Annotated in this window: 13 protein-coding genes; 10 read left to right on the plus strand and 3 right to left on the minus strand. The window is 69.4% G+C overall.

Going from position 1 to position 14,180, the window contains the following annotated elements:
* Positions 1 to 44 precede the first annotated feature (44 nt).
* The gene (locus ACIBO2_RS02080) at positions 45 to 1,532 is read left to right on the plus strand and encodes an FAD-dependent monooxygenase (RefSeq protein WP_358547628.1); all 1,488 of its coding nucleotides are present in this window, start codon (positions 45 to 47) and stop codon (positions 1,530 to 1,532) included.
* 125 nt (positions 1,533 to 1,657) lie between these two features.
* Here ACIBO2_RS02080 and ACIBO2_RS02085 read toward each other — a convergent pair whose 3' ends face one another.
* Positions 1,658 to 2,278 carry an NADPH-dependent F420 reductase gene (locus ACIBO2_RS02085; RefSeq protein WP_397294872.1) on the minus strand — a complete coding sequence of 207 codons (621 nt, stop codon included), beginning with the start codon at positions 2,276 to 2,278 and terminating at the stop codon, positions 1,658 to 1,660.
* Between the two features lie 118 nt (positions 2,279 to 2,396).
* Between ACIBO2_RS02085 and ACIBO2_RS02090 the strand changes: the two genes are divergently transcribed.
* From ACIBO2_RS02090 to ACIBO2_RS02105, 4 genes are all read left to right on the plus strand, one after another.
* Positions 2,397 to 2,798 (plus strand): winged helix-turn-helix transcriptional regulator, encoded by a 402-nt coding sequence (locus ACIBO2_RS02090; protein ID WP_397294874.1) that lies wholly within the window; start codon positions 2,397 to 2,399, stop codon positions 2,796 to 2,798.
* 468 nt (positions 2,799 to 3,266) lie between these two features.
* Entirely contained in the window at positions 3,267 to 3,791 is a 525-nt protein-coding gene (locus ACIBO2_RS02095; RefSeq protein ID WP_357949400.1) for an ATP-binding protein, read from the plus strand.
* Between the two features lie 175 nt (positions 3,792 to 3,966).
* Positions 3,967 to 4,734 carry a trypsin-like peptidase domain-containing protein gene (locus tag ACIBO2_RS02100; protein WP_358547619.1) on the plus strand — a complete coding sequence of 256 codons (768 nt, stop codon included), beginning with the start codon at positions 3,967 to 3,969 and terminating at the stop codon, positions 4,732 to 4,734.
* Between the two features lie 34 nt (positions 4,735 to 4,768).
* The gene (locus tag ACIBO2_RS02105; protein WP_397294876.1) at positions 4,769 to 5,155 is read left to right on the plus strand and encodes a Uma2 family endonuclease; all 387 of its coding nucleotides are present in this window, start codon (positions 4,769 to 4,771) and stop codon (positions 5,153 to 5,155) included.
* Here ACIBO2_RS02105 and ACIBO2_RS02110 read toward each other — a convergent pair.
* The gene (locus ACIBO2_RS02110) at positions 5,136 to 6,677 is read right to left on the minus strand and encodes a helix-turn-helix domain-containing protein (protein ID WP_397294878.1); all 1,542 of its coding nucleotides are present in this window, start codon (positions 6,675 to 6,677) and stop codon (positions 5,136 to 5,138) included. The two genes, ACIBO2_RS02105 and ACIBO2_RS02110, sit on opposite strands and share 20 nt — an antisense overlap.
* 132 nt (positions 6,678 to 6,809) lie before the next feature.
* Between ACIBO2_RS02110 and ACIBO2_RS02115 the strand changes: the two genes are divergently transcribed.
* The 3 genes from ACIBO2_RS02115 (at position 6,810) to ACIBO2_RS02125 (ending at position 9,577) form a co-directional block, all read left to right on the plus strand.
* On the plus strand, positions 6,810 to 7,328 hold the full coding sequence (locus ACIBO2_RS02115) for an ATP-binding protein (RefSeq protein WP_397294880.1): 519 nt from the start codon (positions 6,810 to 6,812) through the stop codon (positions 7,326 to 7,328).
* Between the two features lie 741 nt (positions 7,329 to 8,069).
* Complete coding sequence (locus ACIBO2_RS02120; RefSeq protein WP_397294882.1) at positions 8,070 to 8,666, plus strand: RNA polymerase sigma factor; 597 nt, start codon at positions 8,070 to 8,072, stop codon at positions 8,664 to 8,666.
* Entirely contained in the window at positions 8,663 to 9,577 is a 915-nt protein-coding gene (locus ACIBO2_RS02125) for a CU044_5270 family protein (RefSeq protein WP_397294884.1), read from the plus strand. The genes ACIBO2_RS02120 and ACIBO2_RS02125 overlap by 4 nt, the downstream gene beginning before the upstream one ends.
* A 176-nt stretch (positions 9,578 to 9,753) precedes the next feature.
* Here ACIBO2_RS02125 and ACIBO2_RS02130 read toward each other — a convergent pair whose 3' ends face one another.
* Entirely contained in the window at positions 9,754 to 12,468 is a 2,715-nt protein-coding gene (locus tag ACIBO2_RS02130; RefSeq protein WP_397294886.1) for an AAA family ATPase, read from the minus strand.
* A gap of 236 nt (positions 12,469 to 12,704) precedes the next feature.
* Here ACIBO2_RS02130 and ACIBO2_RS02135 point away from each other — a divergent pair, with 236 nt between their 5' ends.
* Together ACIBO2_RS02135 and ACIBO2_RS02140 are read left to right on the plus strand one after the other, a co-directional pair.
* Positions 12,705 to 13,268 carry a permease gene (locus ACIBO2_RS02135; RefSeq protein WP_358547601.1) on the plus strand — a complete coding sequence of 188 codons (564 nt, stop codon included), beginning with the start codon at positions 12,705 to 12,707 and terminating at the stop codon, positions 13,266 to 13,268.
* A gap of 35 nt (positions 13,269 to 13,303) precedes the next feature.
* Complete coding sequence (locus ACIBO2_RS02140) at positions 13,304 to 14,086, plus strand: alpha/beta hydrolase (protein WP_358547598.1); 783 nt, start codon at positions 13,304 to 13,306, stop codon at positions 14,084 to 14,086.
* Positions 14,087 to 14,180 lie beyond the last annotated feature (94 nt).

A 14,180-nucleotide genomic window follows, 5' to 3' on the forward strand; every position in this document is an offset into this window, starting at 1 on the left:
GGCTAGATTGACAGGGCGAAGTTTGTCAATCTAGCCTGACAGGCATGGAAGAAGTAGTGATCATAGGAGCGGGCCCCACGGGGCTCATGCTGGCCTGCGAGCTGCGCCTGGCCGGCGTCCGTACGACCGTGCTGGAGAAGAGAGCCGAGCCTGGCGACCTCCCCAAGGCCAACGGCCTGGGCGGGCAGATCATCCAGCTGCTCGACCATCGGGGCCTGCTCGAACGGTTCAGCGCGGGCAGCCCGTTCGCCGGACGCGCGCCGGGCTTCCCGTTCGGCTCGGTGCCCCTGAAGTTCGCCGAGCTGGGCGGCGAGTCCCCGTTACAGCTGCTGATGATCCAGCAGCCCCGCCTTGAACGGCTGCTGCGCGAGCGCGCGGCCGAGCTCGGCGCCGAGATCAGATCGGGCCACCGGCTGAGGAAACTCGCCCAGGACGACGAAGGCGTGACGCTGGAGGGTGACGACTTCCGGCTACGGGCCCGCTATGTCGTCGGCTGCGACGGCGGCCACAGCCTGGTACGCGAGCAGGCGGGCATCGGCTTCCCCGGCACGACGGACGAGGAGGTGATGCTGCTCGGCCACTTCGCGGCGCCGCAGACGGGGGGCATTTTCGACACAGCGCAGGTCAATGGCCTGCAGGAGGGCTGGAACCGTACCCCGAACGGCCGTTTGCTGCTCACCTCGCTCCAGTCCGGCGTCCACATCGTCGGCGTACGCGAGAAGGGGGCGCTGCCCGCGACGGCCGTCACACTGGCGGAGTTCGAGGCCGCGGTGCGCCGGGTCATCGGCGTCGACCTGCCGCTGGGCGAGCCCATCTGGCTGTCGAGCACCGTCTCGCAGGCCCGCGTCGCCGACCGCTACCGCGAGGGCCGAGTGTTCCTGGCGGGTGACGCCGCCCATCTGTTCCCGGCAGGCGGCTCGGCCCTGAACGTCGGCCTGATGGACACCGCCAATCTCGCCTGGAAGCTGGCTGCCCACCTGCACGACCAGGCCCCGCCCGGCCTGCTCGACACGTACGAGTCGGAACGCCGCCCGGTGGCCGTCCACACCCTGCGCCACACCCGCGCCCAGGCGGCCCTGGAACGCCTCACCGGCGAGGACGGCACAGCCCTGCGCGATCTCCTCGCGGAACTGTTCACCTTCGACCAGCCCTTGCGCCGCCTCGGCGAGATGCTCCAGGGCTCCGACATCCGGTACGGCACCATGCTCCAGGGCTCCGACATCCGGTACGGCACCGCGCCCCACCCGCTGACCGGCCGCTTCGCCCCCGACCTGGCACTGACCACCACGGAGGGGCCGACCCGCGTGGCGGAGCTCATGCGCCCGGCCGGCTGGGTACTCCTCGACCTGGCCCCCGAGCCGTCGGACCTGGGCGACCTGGTGAGCGACGACCGCCTCCACGTCGTCGCCGCGCACTGCGCGGACCCACCCGCCGACGTCCTGCTGATCCGCCCCGACGGCTACGTGGCCTGGGCGGGCGCGGACGGCCTGCCGGAGGCGGTGACCACCTGGCTCACCCCTCGATCGGCGTGACGGGCGATGGCCACCCGACCCGGCCCTCGGTTGGTGTGACGGGCGATGGCCACCCGACCCGGCCCTCGATCGGTGTGACGGGCGTCAAGGGCGCCTGGCTCGGCCCTCGGTCGGCGTGACCGGCGTCAACGCACGATGGCCATGCCGAAGGGCACCGGGCCGAGCGCGCGGACGAGGTCGCCGACCATCAGCATGAACGCCTCCGGCACCCGTGCCGTCTCCACACCCCCGAGATCGATGATCCACTCAGCCGCCCACCCCAGCTCGACCAGCAGGCCACCGACGGTCTTCTTGGCGTCGGCGTCGTTCCCGGACAGAAAGGCAGTGGGCGGATTGGCCGGCACATCCGGTTGAGCCATGATCGATTCGTGCACGGTGTTGAGCGTCTTCACCACCCGTACATCCGGCAAGGCCCGCTGAATCTCCTCGGCGAGGCTGCCGCCCGGATACAGCAGCGCCGTCGCGAAGCCGCGCGCGTCGGATTCGGTGGCGTTGGCGACGTCGACCAGCACCTTGCCCGCCAGTTCGGCCGCGAGGCCGCTGAGCACCTCCGCCGATACGGGGCCGGGCATGGCATTGATCACCACCTCCGCCGACCCGGCCGCCTCACGCAGGCCGATGACAGGAACGGCGGCGTTCTCGCGCGGGGCACGAGAGCCCACGATGAGCTCGTGCCCCGCCCTGCGCAGCCCGCCGGTGAGGGTTCGGGCCACATTGCCCGAGCCGAGGATGGCGATCGTCGTCATGGTCTCTCTTCGCTCCTTGATCAGGCAGGTTGAGCCCTGCTCACGAGCGAAGTTAGGCGGTGCTACGGTCGAACGGCAGTACGCACTTCAAGGTGACCAACGCACGTGAGGGGATGCCATGACTACTCGCACCGCCGCCCAGCGGCGCGCCGAGATCCGGCTCTCCTACCAGGCGCGCTTCACCGCCTGCCCCGCCAACCGGCTGATCGAGCGCATCGGTGACAAGTGGGTGGCCGTCCTGCTCAACGAGCTGGCCGACGGCCCGCGCCGCTACGGCGACGTGGCCCGCACGATCGCGGGCGCCAGCCAGAAAATGCTCACGGAGACACTGCGCAACCTCGAACGCGACGGCCTGATCTCGCGCACGGTCACTCCGGCGGTGCCGGTACGCGTCGACTACGCGCTCACCGACCTGGGACGGAGCCTCCTGCCCGTGATGGCGGTCATGAAGCAGTGGGCCGAGCAGAACATCGACCGGATCGACAGCGCCCGCGAAGAGTACGACGCGCGCGACCGCTGAAACCCCTCCAAGCATCGTCTTCGCCAATGGGGCGCTTCGCGCTCAAGAGCTCAGCCTGTGTCCCGTGGAGGCGCGGCCCCCACACCCCGCTCAACTGCATCGCCTTTCGCTCATGGGCGCTTCGCGCCGATCAACCTCAGACTGTGTCTATTGGGGCTTCGCCCCAAACCCCAGACGAGGGGCTGCCGCCCCTCGAACTCCCCGACCGCTGGGCCTGCCTGGAGTGGCTACTTCGATGACCTGAGCCGAGGAAAGGGAGCAGAGCATGACTGCCTCTCCTCCTTGCCCCAGCGTTGACCGGCGCACACCCAGCACCATCGGGTGCGCGGGGCGGAGGGAGCCGGGCAACAGGGGGCGGCTGGAGCTCCGGGGAAGCGGGCTCAAATATCTCGACCTCACGTAGCAGCGCCAATACCCGCAACATCACGCTCGCCGCCACCATGGGGCTTTCTCACTATGCTCGGCTCCATGATTATTTGGCTGAACGGGACATTTGGCGCAGGCAAGACAAGTGCTGCGAATGACCTCATATCGCTCATCCCTGAAGCTCGGTACTTTGACCCTGAGCAGGTTGGCTACCTGCTGCAAACCGTCTCAGACCTCCCCAGTCTCGGTGACTTCCAGCACTGGAGGCCGTGGCGCGGTCTTGTCGTTGAGACGGCCGCACAACTGCTCGACTATGTCGGCGGTGTACTCGTCATGCCGCAGACCGTCCTCGTCGAGCGGTATTGGCAGGAGATTCACACGGGTCTCCAGAGAGCAAGCATCCCTGTCCATCACTTCGTACTCCACGCGGACGAAGGCACACTCACCCGTCGAATCGAAGCGGATACCCCAGAGATCAGAAAGTGGCGCCTGGATCACCTTCCGGAATACCGCGACGCTCTGCCTTGGCTTGGCCGTGAAGGGAAAATCATCGACACGACCGAGATTCCGCCATTCCAGGTGGCCAAGACCATCGCCGCCTGCGTTGGCGGCTCGCCGCTGGAATGAGTTATCGGACGGCGGTGAAGCCGTCGAACAGGTGCAGCGAGACGGCCCGATACGTGACATGACCGTCATCAGCCGTCGGTAGCTTGATCGAATATGTGTCCCCGGAGCGCATGTGACGTCGACCAGGACAGCGGGCCTTTCCCGGGACGCAGGTTCCCACGAAGAAATGGAAGGCATGATGCGCTGGCTCTGGTTACCGATCCTCCTCGTCCTGAGCGGATGCTCGATCACGGTGCCCTTCTGGTCGCTGCCCACCGCTTCCCCGCCGCACGCCGGTGACGTCGTGATCCCGCCGGAGATCGTCAGTGAGAAGCAGAGCGTGGTACGCGTCTCGGGACCGGCGCCGTCGTGTGGCAAGAAGATCGAGGGGACCGGTTTCGTATACGCCCCGCAGCGGGTGGTCACGGCGGCTCATGTGGTGGCCGGCGTCGTCGAGTCCCTCATGGTCACCGCCGATGACGGCAGGGGATATCAAGCCCGTGTCGTTGCCTTTGATCCGGATATTGATGTCGCGGTTCTTTACGTACCAGATCTTTCCGCACCTGCGCTCCACATCGCTGAAACGCTCTCCGAGGCGCCGCTCGGCGATGCCTACATGCTCGGCTATCGGAAAGACACAGAGCATGCGGTGGTAGAGCCGATCAGGGTCGACCGTCGTGTTGAGGCAGAGAGCAAGGATATTTACCACAAACGCCAGGTCACCCGGACCGTTCTCACATTGTCCGCGGACATGCGCTCAGGCATGATCGGCGCGCCGCTGGTTCTTCCCGGGGCCACAGTCTCCGGGATGACTTTCGCCGCGGCGGTGGATCATCCGGACCGCGGCTTCGCGCTAGCCGCTAAGGAACTCCTGCCTATCACCGACGCCGCGAGTGATGCCACGAGGCGGGTTTCGACCCAGCAGTGCGATGTGGCCGGCCCAACATCCGCCTCGTCCGCGTGAACCTCGGTTCGGGGACCGGGCTCGGTCTCACCGCATGAGAACGCTTCAAGAAGATCGGCGACCCGCCGAAGGTCTCCAGCGACCAGCCTGCCAATTCCGGCGTCCGGATGTCGTGGTCTATAAATGCCTGGACGATCCTGGCCAGAAGCTGGAGGCATCGCAGACCCTTGCGGTTGTCGAGGTTTCCTCGCCGGGAACGGTCCGCGAAGACCTCACCGAACGCGTCCAGTACGCGGCCGCCGGTATCCCGCTTTACCTCCTGATCATGCTTGACGAGAAGTACGAGATCGATGAGGTGAAGGAGTTCCACCTCGACGCCGTCGCTTCGGAGTGCAGGCTCCACCAGGTGCACAGGTCCGAACTCGAGCTGGAACTCCCCACCAGGGCGACCATCCCGTTCGTCACCCTGACCGCCCCCTGACAACCGACAGTGTGCTCGTGGCGTGCACCCGCGAACACCAGCGCCTCAAATCCGACAACAGGCCGATGCGGGTGTGGTTGCATGTCGCTCTGCCACGGCTGAGGCTGATGAGCGCTTCGTGGAACGTCCGTGTGTCGGTGTCGTCAGGCCAGCGCTCGCGCAACTCGCCGTCCAGCGTCTGTAGCTCGCGGCGAATGCGGGCAGAGCCTGTCTGATGGGCGATGCCCAGCGCCTCGTGCCCCAGGTGGGCGGCGCGGCTCGGCTCCGCGAGGGAGGATTGGGCGACGGCTACGGCGAGTTTGGCCGTGAGGTGGCCGCGGTCGCGGGTGAGGTTGGGGGGAAGTTTGCCGATCTGGGCCTGGAGGATGGTGGCGGCGGTGTCGGCGCGGCCAGCGGCCCGGTGGCAGACGGCGCTTTGCTCCTGGAGCGTGTCGAGGTCGTAGGAATGCAGGTAAACCGGTACGTGCTGGCGGGTGACCTGCGGATGGTCGCGGAGGGTTTCGGTGGCTTGGTCGAGAAGGGTGAAGCACTCGTCGAGCTCACCGAGCATGGCCAGCCCGCGGGCCTGCTGCTGGGCGGCCAGGGCGTCCAGCTTCGGCTCCAGCGCGTCAGTGTTGCGGCGGGCGGCGCCGGCGAGTTGGACGACGGCGGCGTGATCATCGGTCAGGCAGGCGATGTTGGACTGCCGTACCAGTAGGTAGGCCGACATTTGGGAATCTCCCGCGCATTGGGACCATTCGGCGGCTCGCCTGGTCCAGTGCATGGCGCTATCGAGTTCGCCGAGGTCTTGGTGCAGCCAGCCGGCCATCTCGGCGTACTGGGCCAGCACCTGAAGGAGCGGCGCGGCGTGGCGGGTGCCGGCGCCGCGGCGAAGCTCGTCCAAGACGTCGATCTGCGCCAGCACCGGACGAAGCAGGGAGCGAGGGCCGAGCATCTTATCAGCGGCGTAGTGCTCGGCCAGCACGCGCCGGAAGTAGTCGATGACTTCGCCGTCGATGCGCGACGGTTGCTCGATCGCGCGGGCCACACGCTGGGCTTGATCCGGGTCGCCGAGGCCGGGCAGGAGGGAGGTGAGTGCTCCGCCGGCGAGCATGTGGGTGAACTGGCGTCGCGAGAGCGTCACGCGCACGCTCCTTCCGTCCGTCGTCTGCATGTCCAGGATGACTGGTTCGCCGTCCTGGATGCCAGCCAACCCCGCAGGGACGGGTCGGGTATCGGCGGATTCGGCGAGCTGGCGCAGGGCGGACAGCAAGCCGTTGGTGCGCAGGGCCGTGTCTATGGCCTTGACCGTCTCGATCGGGGCAAGGATCTCGCCGTTCTCCGCGCGGCAGATCCGGGTGTGGTCGTACAGGGCTCGCTTGCCCAGTTCGCGCTGTGACAGTCCGCCCTGGGTGCGCAGGTGGCGCAGGACCAGGCCGAACATCTGTGCAGTGATGTTGTGATGCTCGTCCATCGCGACCAGCTCTCTTGCCTGTTGCTGCGGTGTTGCGGCAACGCCAGCCCTCTGGCAGTCGACCGGCAATCAGGTAACGATTCGTGTTGGCGGTTGATCGGAGCGTAATCGGACGGTCGAACTGGCGCATCTGGAACGTCGCGATCCCCACCGCCTCGCTATCCCCAAGTTCGGACGTGATGACGGTGATGGAGGCGGACGGTGTCATTGGCCCATCAGCACGGAACGCCCACACCCACCAGCACTGATCTGCAGGGCGGTATGACCCTGATCTCGGCCGCGAGCCTGTGGCGCAGCAACAAGACGCCGCGTGAGGCGCGAATGGCCTTGTGCGGTTGGCTTGGGCAAGATGATCCGCTCCTGCTGGATGCGCAACAGATCGTGACCGAGTTGATCTCGAATGCCGTCACACATGTCGAGGGCGGTGAGGGGCGCGACTGGGTGGTGCTGCGGGTGATTCGTGGCAGCGGCTCTCTTCGCGTCGAGGTCATCGACGCGGGCGCCCTCGATGGGGACGGACCGCACGTTGTGCGGCAACCGCCGACCTCAGATCCGTCGACGTGCGAGGGGTTGAGGGCTCTGACGGAATCAGGACGGGGCTTGCACATCGTGAAGACGCTTTCTCGCGCCTGGGGCACATACCTGAGCGGCCAACGCCGTGTGGTCTGGGCCGACTTGCCTTACCCGTCTGCCCGGCCATCTCTGGTCCGTGATCACTAACCACAAGCCCGTGACCAGCCGAGCGCCGTCTATCGGCCTTCCCCCCTGTGGCTGGTCACGCACCCCCATGGTCCTACCGCTGAGAGGCGGAGATAAGGGAGACGGGCTCCGTCCATCCATGCCTGTCTCTCGGAAATGGACGTTGGGGGGCGGCTCCGCCGCCGAGCCTGGCCCGGTGCAAGCGGCGGGGCCGCAACAAGAGTCGTCGACCCAGCCGTTGAGCCAAGGGCAGCACGGCTCTACGGCGTCTGTTCGGGTTTGGAGCCCTCCTGCGAAGTTGCCTCGGGGTCCGACGGCGGTGTGCGGGGTTGTCCGTCTCGCGTCCGCCTGTCGGGGGCGCGCAGGACGATCCGCAGCACCTGGACAGCGCGGTTCTGGCGCTTAACCGACGGGGCCCACGGGGTGGTCAGGCCTGCTGCGACAACGATGATCGCCAAGGCGAGTGGCAGTACCGAGGCACTTAAGCCCACTATCTCGAAGAAGTCGGGCACTGACGGCCTCCTGGCAGCGCGAAGCTTGCCAGAGGTCTCTCCCGCCCGGCTCAGGGACGGACCAACAGCCCCGGGGGCCCCATGGAGCGGGGCTGCCCGAAGCCCCGTCGACGTGCGGTGGGGGTGATGGGACATCCGGCACTGGGAGCGCCGTAGGGGACTGATGGGAAGAAGAAGTGGGCGTACGGCGAAGGGTGGGTGAAAGCAACGATCACCATCCGGAAGGCACACTCATGACGGAGACGGGCACGTGACCGCCGACGTGGGCGAGCAGGTGACCGACGCCGACCTCGTCGCCGGTTACCGGCGGGATCCCGAGCTGTTCACCGCCGTGCATGACCGCTATTTCCGCGACATCTACCTGTACGTGGCGGGCCGCCTGGACACGCAGGTGGCCGAGGACATCGCGGCGGAGACGTTCCTGCTGGCCTTCGATCGGCGCGATCGTTTCGACCCGGAGCAGGGGGGATTACGGCCTTGGCTGTTCGGGTTCGCCACGAACCTGGTGGCCAGGCATCGCCGTAAGGAGGCCCGCCACTACAAGGCGCTGGCCCGGCTGGACCCCGCACCGGTCGTGGAAGGGCACGAGAACCGGGTCCTCACCTCAGTATCCGCCCAGCGCATGCAGCCGCAACTGGCCATGGCGCTCGCCTCGCTGAACGCTGGCGAGCGTGACGTGCTGCTGCTCCTTGCGCTGGGAGAGCTGAGCTACGACGGGATCGCCCAGGCGCTCGGCATCTCCATCGGCACGGTGGGTTCGCGGCTCAGCCGGGCCCGCGCCAAGATCCACGCCCGGATCGACAGCACCCTCATAGACAGCACGCTCACAGGCAAGGAGACCCCATGAATGACCTGGAAGAGGTGGCCAGTCTGCTGGCCAAGCCGGAGCCGTCCGAGGAGGTGGTCACGCGCAGCCGGAGCAGGCTACAGCACAGGACGCTGGGCCACAGGACGCTGGGCCAGAGGATGCGGAGCCGGGGGCGCGTCAGGTGGTTCGTGCCGGGCGTGGCGCTGGTCGCCGCCGGGGCGGCCACCGCGGTCGTGATCGCTACGGGGGCGGTCACGAACGCGGGCGCACCGGCGCATGTGATCGCCGCGGCTCCGGTCTCGGGCAAGGAGGTCCTACTCATGGCGGCCGTAAGCGCGGAACGTACGCCGCAAAGCTCCGGGACCTACTGGCATGTCACCACCACGTGGTCGAACGAGATCCCCCTCCATGAGAGCTGGACCTCGCGCGACGGCAAGCGCTGGACGAGGAACGAGCCGCAGGACACTCCGGGCATCGTTGTACCGACCCAGATCTCGCTCATGCTCAAGGGCGCCCCCGTGAGCTTCGATGACCTCGAGAAGCTGCCGACGGACCCGGAGGCGCTGAAGGCGTGGCTCGTCCAGCGCAAGGGCAACCCGAACAACATGTCCACGTCCGAGATACAGGGCAACCCCACCTTCAGCCTGCTCGCGCTGATCATGGAACTGCCCGTGCCTGCTGAGGTCCGTTCCGCGGCATTCCGGGCGCTCGCCGCGACGCCGGGAGTCGAGAACACGGGCGCGGTCGAAGGCGGCCAGGCCCTGCGGATGCCCGACCCCAACGGCGGGAAGAGGGGGATCGAGATGGTCGTCGATCCCGAGTCCGCCCGGGTCGTCCGGGCCAACCTCATCCTCTCCGGCGACGGAGGCGTGGGGTGGAGCAAGGGGTACATTGCCATAGATACCGATTGGACGGACGAGCTCCCCGCGACGCCGAAGGGCCGCCCGTGACCAGAGGCAAGGCGTTACTCGCCGCCGTCCTGATGACGGAAGAAGCAGGCGTAGCCGCTGATGGCGGTCCGTTTCCGGCCCGAGGGCCTGGACGACGCCAACCGCGCCGCCGCCGGGAGCGTGACCCGTCGCCAGGCATCAGCCCAGGTCGCGGTTCCGCAGCCGGTTTGGGTCGTTCAGCTCAGGTCGAGGTGGGCGAGTTCGGTGCGGGTGGTGACGCCGAGCTTGGGGAAGGCGCGGTACAGGTGGTGGCTGACGGTCTTCGGGCTGAGGAAGAGCTGGGCGGCGATCTCCCGGTTGGTGATCCCCGTGGCGGCGAGGCGTACCACCTGCTGCTCCTGGGGTGAGAGCAGGGCGGCCAGGTCGGGGCTGCCTTGGGCCACGTTCTCGCCCGCCGCGCGCAGCTCGGCGCGGGCCCGCTCAGCCCAGGGGTGGGCGCCGACGCGCTCGAAGGTCTCCAGGGCCGCGCGCAGGCGGGCCCGGGACTCGTGCCTGCGGCGGTTGCGGCGCAGCCACTCGCCGTGGAGCAGGTCGGTGCGGGCCCGCTCGTAGGGCCGGTTCGCCTCGGCGTGCGAGCGCGTGGCCTGCTCCCAGTGCCGTTCCGCCTCGTGGTCGTCGTGGGCGAGGAGGGCGCGGCAGCGGTGCAGCACGGCCTCCGCCCACGGATGGCCGGCGGCCGCGGTCCAGGCGGCGAAGCGGGCGAGCGGCTGCTCCGCGCGGGCGGGCAGGCCCAGTCGCACGGCGGCCTCGATCTGGTCGGGAGCGAAGTAGATCGGCATGATCTGGTGCCGGAGCGGCCCGCGGGCAGCGGCGTCGAAGCGTTCCAGCGCCGCCTCGAAGCGGCCCTGGCCGAGGTCCAGCAGGCCGAGCGCCCATTCGGCCCAGCCGACGATGGTCGCCACCGGATGGGCGGCGACGTGCGCGATCGTCCGCTCGGCGAGCTCGCGGCACTCCTGCTCGCGGCCCTGGACGGCGCTCGCCATGGCCATGACGCTCTCGAAGTGCGCGACGCGGTGCGTGTGGCCGATGTCGACGGCGAGCCGACGGCCCTCCGTCGCGGTCGTGACCGCGTCGCGGAAGCGCCCGAGGTACATCTGGTGGATGGCCAGCACGGCCTGGGCGAGCGGCAGCAGCCCGATCAGGCCGACGGACCGGCATTCCTCGATCGCCGACTGGGCGATAGCCTCCCCGTTGTCGAAGTCCCCCGAGATCCCGGCCAGCGAGCAGAGGCTGATTCTCAGGGCTGTCATGCCGGCGGGGATCGCCACGGCCACGGCGATGAGCTCACGGAACGGCGGTAGCGCCCGGTCCAGGTCGCCGGCCAGGAAGTCGGCCATGGCGCGGGCCGCCCGGACGAAGCCGTCCAGCCCGTCCTCCGGCGACAACGGCAGCTCGGCGAGCCGCGCCGCGGACTCGGCGACGGCCGTCGGATCGCTGAGGTACCACGCGTTGCGCACGGCGTCGAGCAGGATCAGCGCCGCGGCCTTGCGATCCAGGACGGAGATGGAGGCGGCGCCGTCGAGCAGGATCCGATGGGCGTCGTGCACGGCTCCCCGGTCGAAGGCGATCCGGCCGCGCAGCGCCGCCAGCCGCGCGACGGTCAGCGGGTCGTCGTCGAGCCGCCGCGCCTGGTCGGCCAGGCCCTGCGCGTGCTCCAGGACGCCGGCGTCCGCGGCGGCCTCGGCTGCCAGGGCCAGCCGCCGGGCCCGCTCGGCCAGGCCAGGGGTGAGCCGCGCCGCCCGCTCCAGCGCCGCGGCGGCCGCGGCGTGGCCGGCGCGCTCGCGGGCGCGGCCCGCCGCCTGCTCCAGCGCGGCGGCGATCGGCTCGTCGCGGCCCGTCGCGGCGGCGGCCAGGTGCCAGGCGCGGCGGTCGGCGTCCTGCTCGTCGTCGAGCACGCCGGCGAGGGCGCGGTGCACGGCCAGGCGTTCGTCGTAGACCGCCCGCCGCGCCGCCGCAGTGCGCATGAGCGGGTGGCCGAAGGAGATCCGCCCGTCGGCGGTGGACAGGAAACCGGCGTGTTCGGCCGGGCCAAGGGCACTGCCGTCGACCCCCAGCCGGCCGGCCGCGCGCAGCACGACGTCGAGGTCCCGGGCGTCGTCGAGGGCCGCGACCAGCAGCATCGTCTGGGTGCCCGGCGGCAGGACGGCGATGCGCGCCTCGTAGGCCTCCTGGATCCGGCGCGGCAGCGGCAGCGGCTCCTGCGCGTGCCGCAGCGCCTCGGGAGCCTGGGGCAGCTCGATCAGGGCGAGCGGGTTCCCGCCGCTCGCGGCGAGGATCCTCTCCCGCACCGACGGGCCCAGCCCTGGCGTGCGCTCGCGCAGCAGCTCGCCGGCGGCCTGCCGGTCGAGTCCTTCGAGCCGCAGCTCGGGGACCCCGGGCGCGTGGAAGCCGTCCCTGGCGGCGAACAGCAGGGCGATCCCCTCGGAGTGCAGCCGCCGGGCCGCGAACAGCAGCGCCTCGGCCGACGATCGGTCCATCCACTGGGCGTCGTCGACCAGGCAGAGCAGCGGGCCGTCCTCGGCCAGTTCGGTGAGCAGTGACAGGGCGGCCAGGCCGATGAGGAAGCGGTCCTCAGGGGCGTCCCCGCGAGCGGTGGCCAAGCCGAACGCGCCCTCCAGCGCCCGGGCCTGCGGCGCCGGCAGCCGGCCGATCCGGTCGAGGGCCGGGCGGAGCAGCAGGTGGAGCGCCGCGAAGGGCAGCTCGGCCTCGGTTTCGATGCCGGTGCCGCGCAGCGGTCGCAGGCCCTCCGGCGACTGGGCCGCGTGGTCGAGGAGCGCGGACTTGCCGATGCCGGGCTCGCCCCGGAGTATCAGGCTCGCGCTCCGGCCGTCTCTGGCCCGTGCGAGCAGCGCCTCGATCTCCGCCAGTTCACGTTCCCGCCCTCGCAGCACGATCAGAATGTACCGTCCCTCGCCAGACCGGCATCAGTCACATCACCCGACAATCGTCCGATACCGGCCGGACGCCTCCGGTCCCTAGCGTCGTACCGCAAGCGCGATCCGCGCGCAGACGTAAGGGGAAACATGTGGACTTCCTGATCTTTCTGATCTTGTTCGTCGTGCTGTGCGGGTGGCTCGACCACTGGGCCACCCGCGCCGCCGAGCCCGTCGCCAAGGAAGGACGCTAGATGTTCATCGGACACTTCGGCCTGGCCGCTGCGGTCAAGGCCCGCGAGCCGCGCGTCCCGCTGTGGTCGCTCATGCTCGCCACGCAGTTCCTCGACGTCGTCTTCGTGGCCCTGTACCTGGCGGGCGGGATCGAGTCCTTCAAGGCCGTCGCCCCCGGAACCTACGGCGAGGCGCTGATCAACGCGCAGTACACCCACTCGCTGCTGGGCGCCTTACTGCTATCGGCGCTGTACGGCGGCCTCAGCGCCCGGCGGTGGGGCCGCAGGACCGGTTGGTTGCTGGGCGCGATGGTGTTCAGCCACTGGCTGCTCGACCTGCTGGTCCACCGCGCCGACCTGCCGCTGCTGCCCGGTAACGCCGGCGGCCTGCCGCTGCTCGGCTTCGGGCTGTGGCAGGTCCCCTGGGCCACGGCCGTCATCGAGGGAATCTTCCTGGTGGTCGGCGCCGTCCTGTACTTCCGCTCGGTACAGCGGCGCGCGCCCGTCACTTGGCGCGCGATGGTCTCCGGAGGCGTGATGGCGGCGCTGCTTGTCCTGGGCCTCGCCGTCGATGTCCTCAGCTGAGACCGCCTACGTCCTCTTTCGCGAAGGGTGCTGACATGTTCGTTGACGTGCCGGGCGGGCGGCTGGCCTACGACTCCGCCGGCGAGGGACCGCTGGTGGTGTGCGTGCCCGGCCTCGGAGACACCCGGGAGGTCTACCGGTTCCTGCGTCCCGCGCTGGTGGAAGCGGGGTACCGGGTGGTGACCATGGACCTGCGCGGCCACGGGGAGTCGTCGGCGGGGTGGGACGACTACTCGCAGTCCGCCGTGGGCGGCGACATCGTGGCCCTTCTGGAGGAACTGGACGCGCCCGGCGCCGTCCTGCTCGGCAACTCCTACGCCGGAGGCGGCATCGTCCGCGCCGCCGCCGAGGCCCCCGAGCGGGTGGCCGGCATCGTCCCGATCGACGGGTTCATCAGAGCCATCCCGCTCAACATCGCCGTCCGCGCGCTCGTCCGGGTCATCGGCTCCTCCCTCTGGTTGTGGAAGGTCTACTACGGCATGGCGCACCCCACCGCCAAGCCCGCTGACTTGGACGGGCACCGCGCCCAGCTGGTGGCCATGCTGCGCGACCCGCGGCGACACGAGGCGATGCGCCGCATGCTCTTCGACCGGGCGCCGGACGCCGAGCAGGTCCTCCCGCAGGTCCGCTGCCCGGCCCTGGTCCTCATGGGCGTCAAGGATCCCGACTTCCCCGACCCGGCGGCGGAGGCGCGAACCCAGGCGTCACTGCTGCGGGGGCAGGCCGTGCTGATCGACGACGCGGGCCACTACCCCATGTCGGAGTTCCCCGAGCGCACGGCCGAAGCCCTGCTGCCGTTCCTCAAGAACGTCTTCTGACCTCATCGGGCTTCCAGTGATTCGGTGGACGGTCGATTCCGGCACCCGCTGCATCAGGTGGAGGAAACATCAGGTGGAGGAAGGCGTGGATGAC

Origin of the sequence: Nonomuraea sp. NPDC050022 (genome assembly GCF_044460705.1) — a bacterium.
GTDB lineage: Bacteria > Actinomycetota > Actinomycetes > Streptosporangiales > Streptosporangiaceae > Nonomuraea.

Coding starts and splice junctions, on each gene's coding strand:
- ACIBO2_RS02135 (WP_358547601.1), top strand. CDS start 12,705: ATGTTCATCGGACACTTCGGCCTGGCCGCTGCGGTCAAGGCCCGCGAG.
- ACIBO2_RS02100 (WP_358547619.1), top strand. CDS start 3,967: ATGATGCGCTGGCTCTGGTTACCGATCCTCCTCGTCCTGAGCGGATGC.
- ACIBO2_RS02095 (WP_357949400.1), top strand. CDS start 3,267: ATGATTATTTGGCTGAACGGGACATTTGGCGCAGGCAAGACAAGTGCT.
- ACIBO2_RS02140 (WP_358547598.1), top strand. CDS start 13,304: ATGTTCGTTGACGTGCCGGGCGGGCGGCTGGCCTACGACTCCGCCGGC.
- ACIBO2_RS02080 (WP_358547628.1), top strand. CDS start 45: ATGGAAGAAGTAGTGATCATAGGAGCGGGCCCCACGGGGCTCATGCTG.
- ACIBO2_RS02090 (WP_397294874.1), top strand. CDS start 2,397: ATGACTACTCGCACCGCCGCCCAGCGGCGCGCCGAGATCCGGCTCTCC.
- ACIBO2_RS02085 (WP_397294872.1), bottom strand. CDS start 2,278: ATGACGACGATCGCCATCCTCGGCTCGGGCAATGTGGCCCGAACCCTC.
- ACIBO2_RS02105 (WP_397294876.1), top strand. CDS start 4,769: ATGAGAACGCTTCAAGAAGATCGGCGACCCGCCGAAGGTCTCCAGCGA.
- ACIBO2_RS02125 (WP_397294884.1), top strand. CDS start 8,663: ATGAATGACCTGGAAGAGGTGGCCAGTCTGCTGGCCAAGCCGGAGCCG.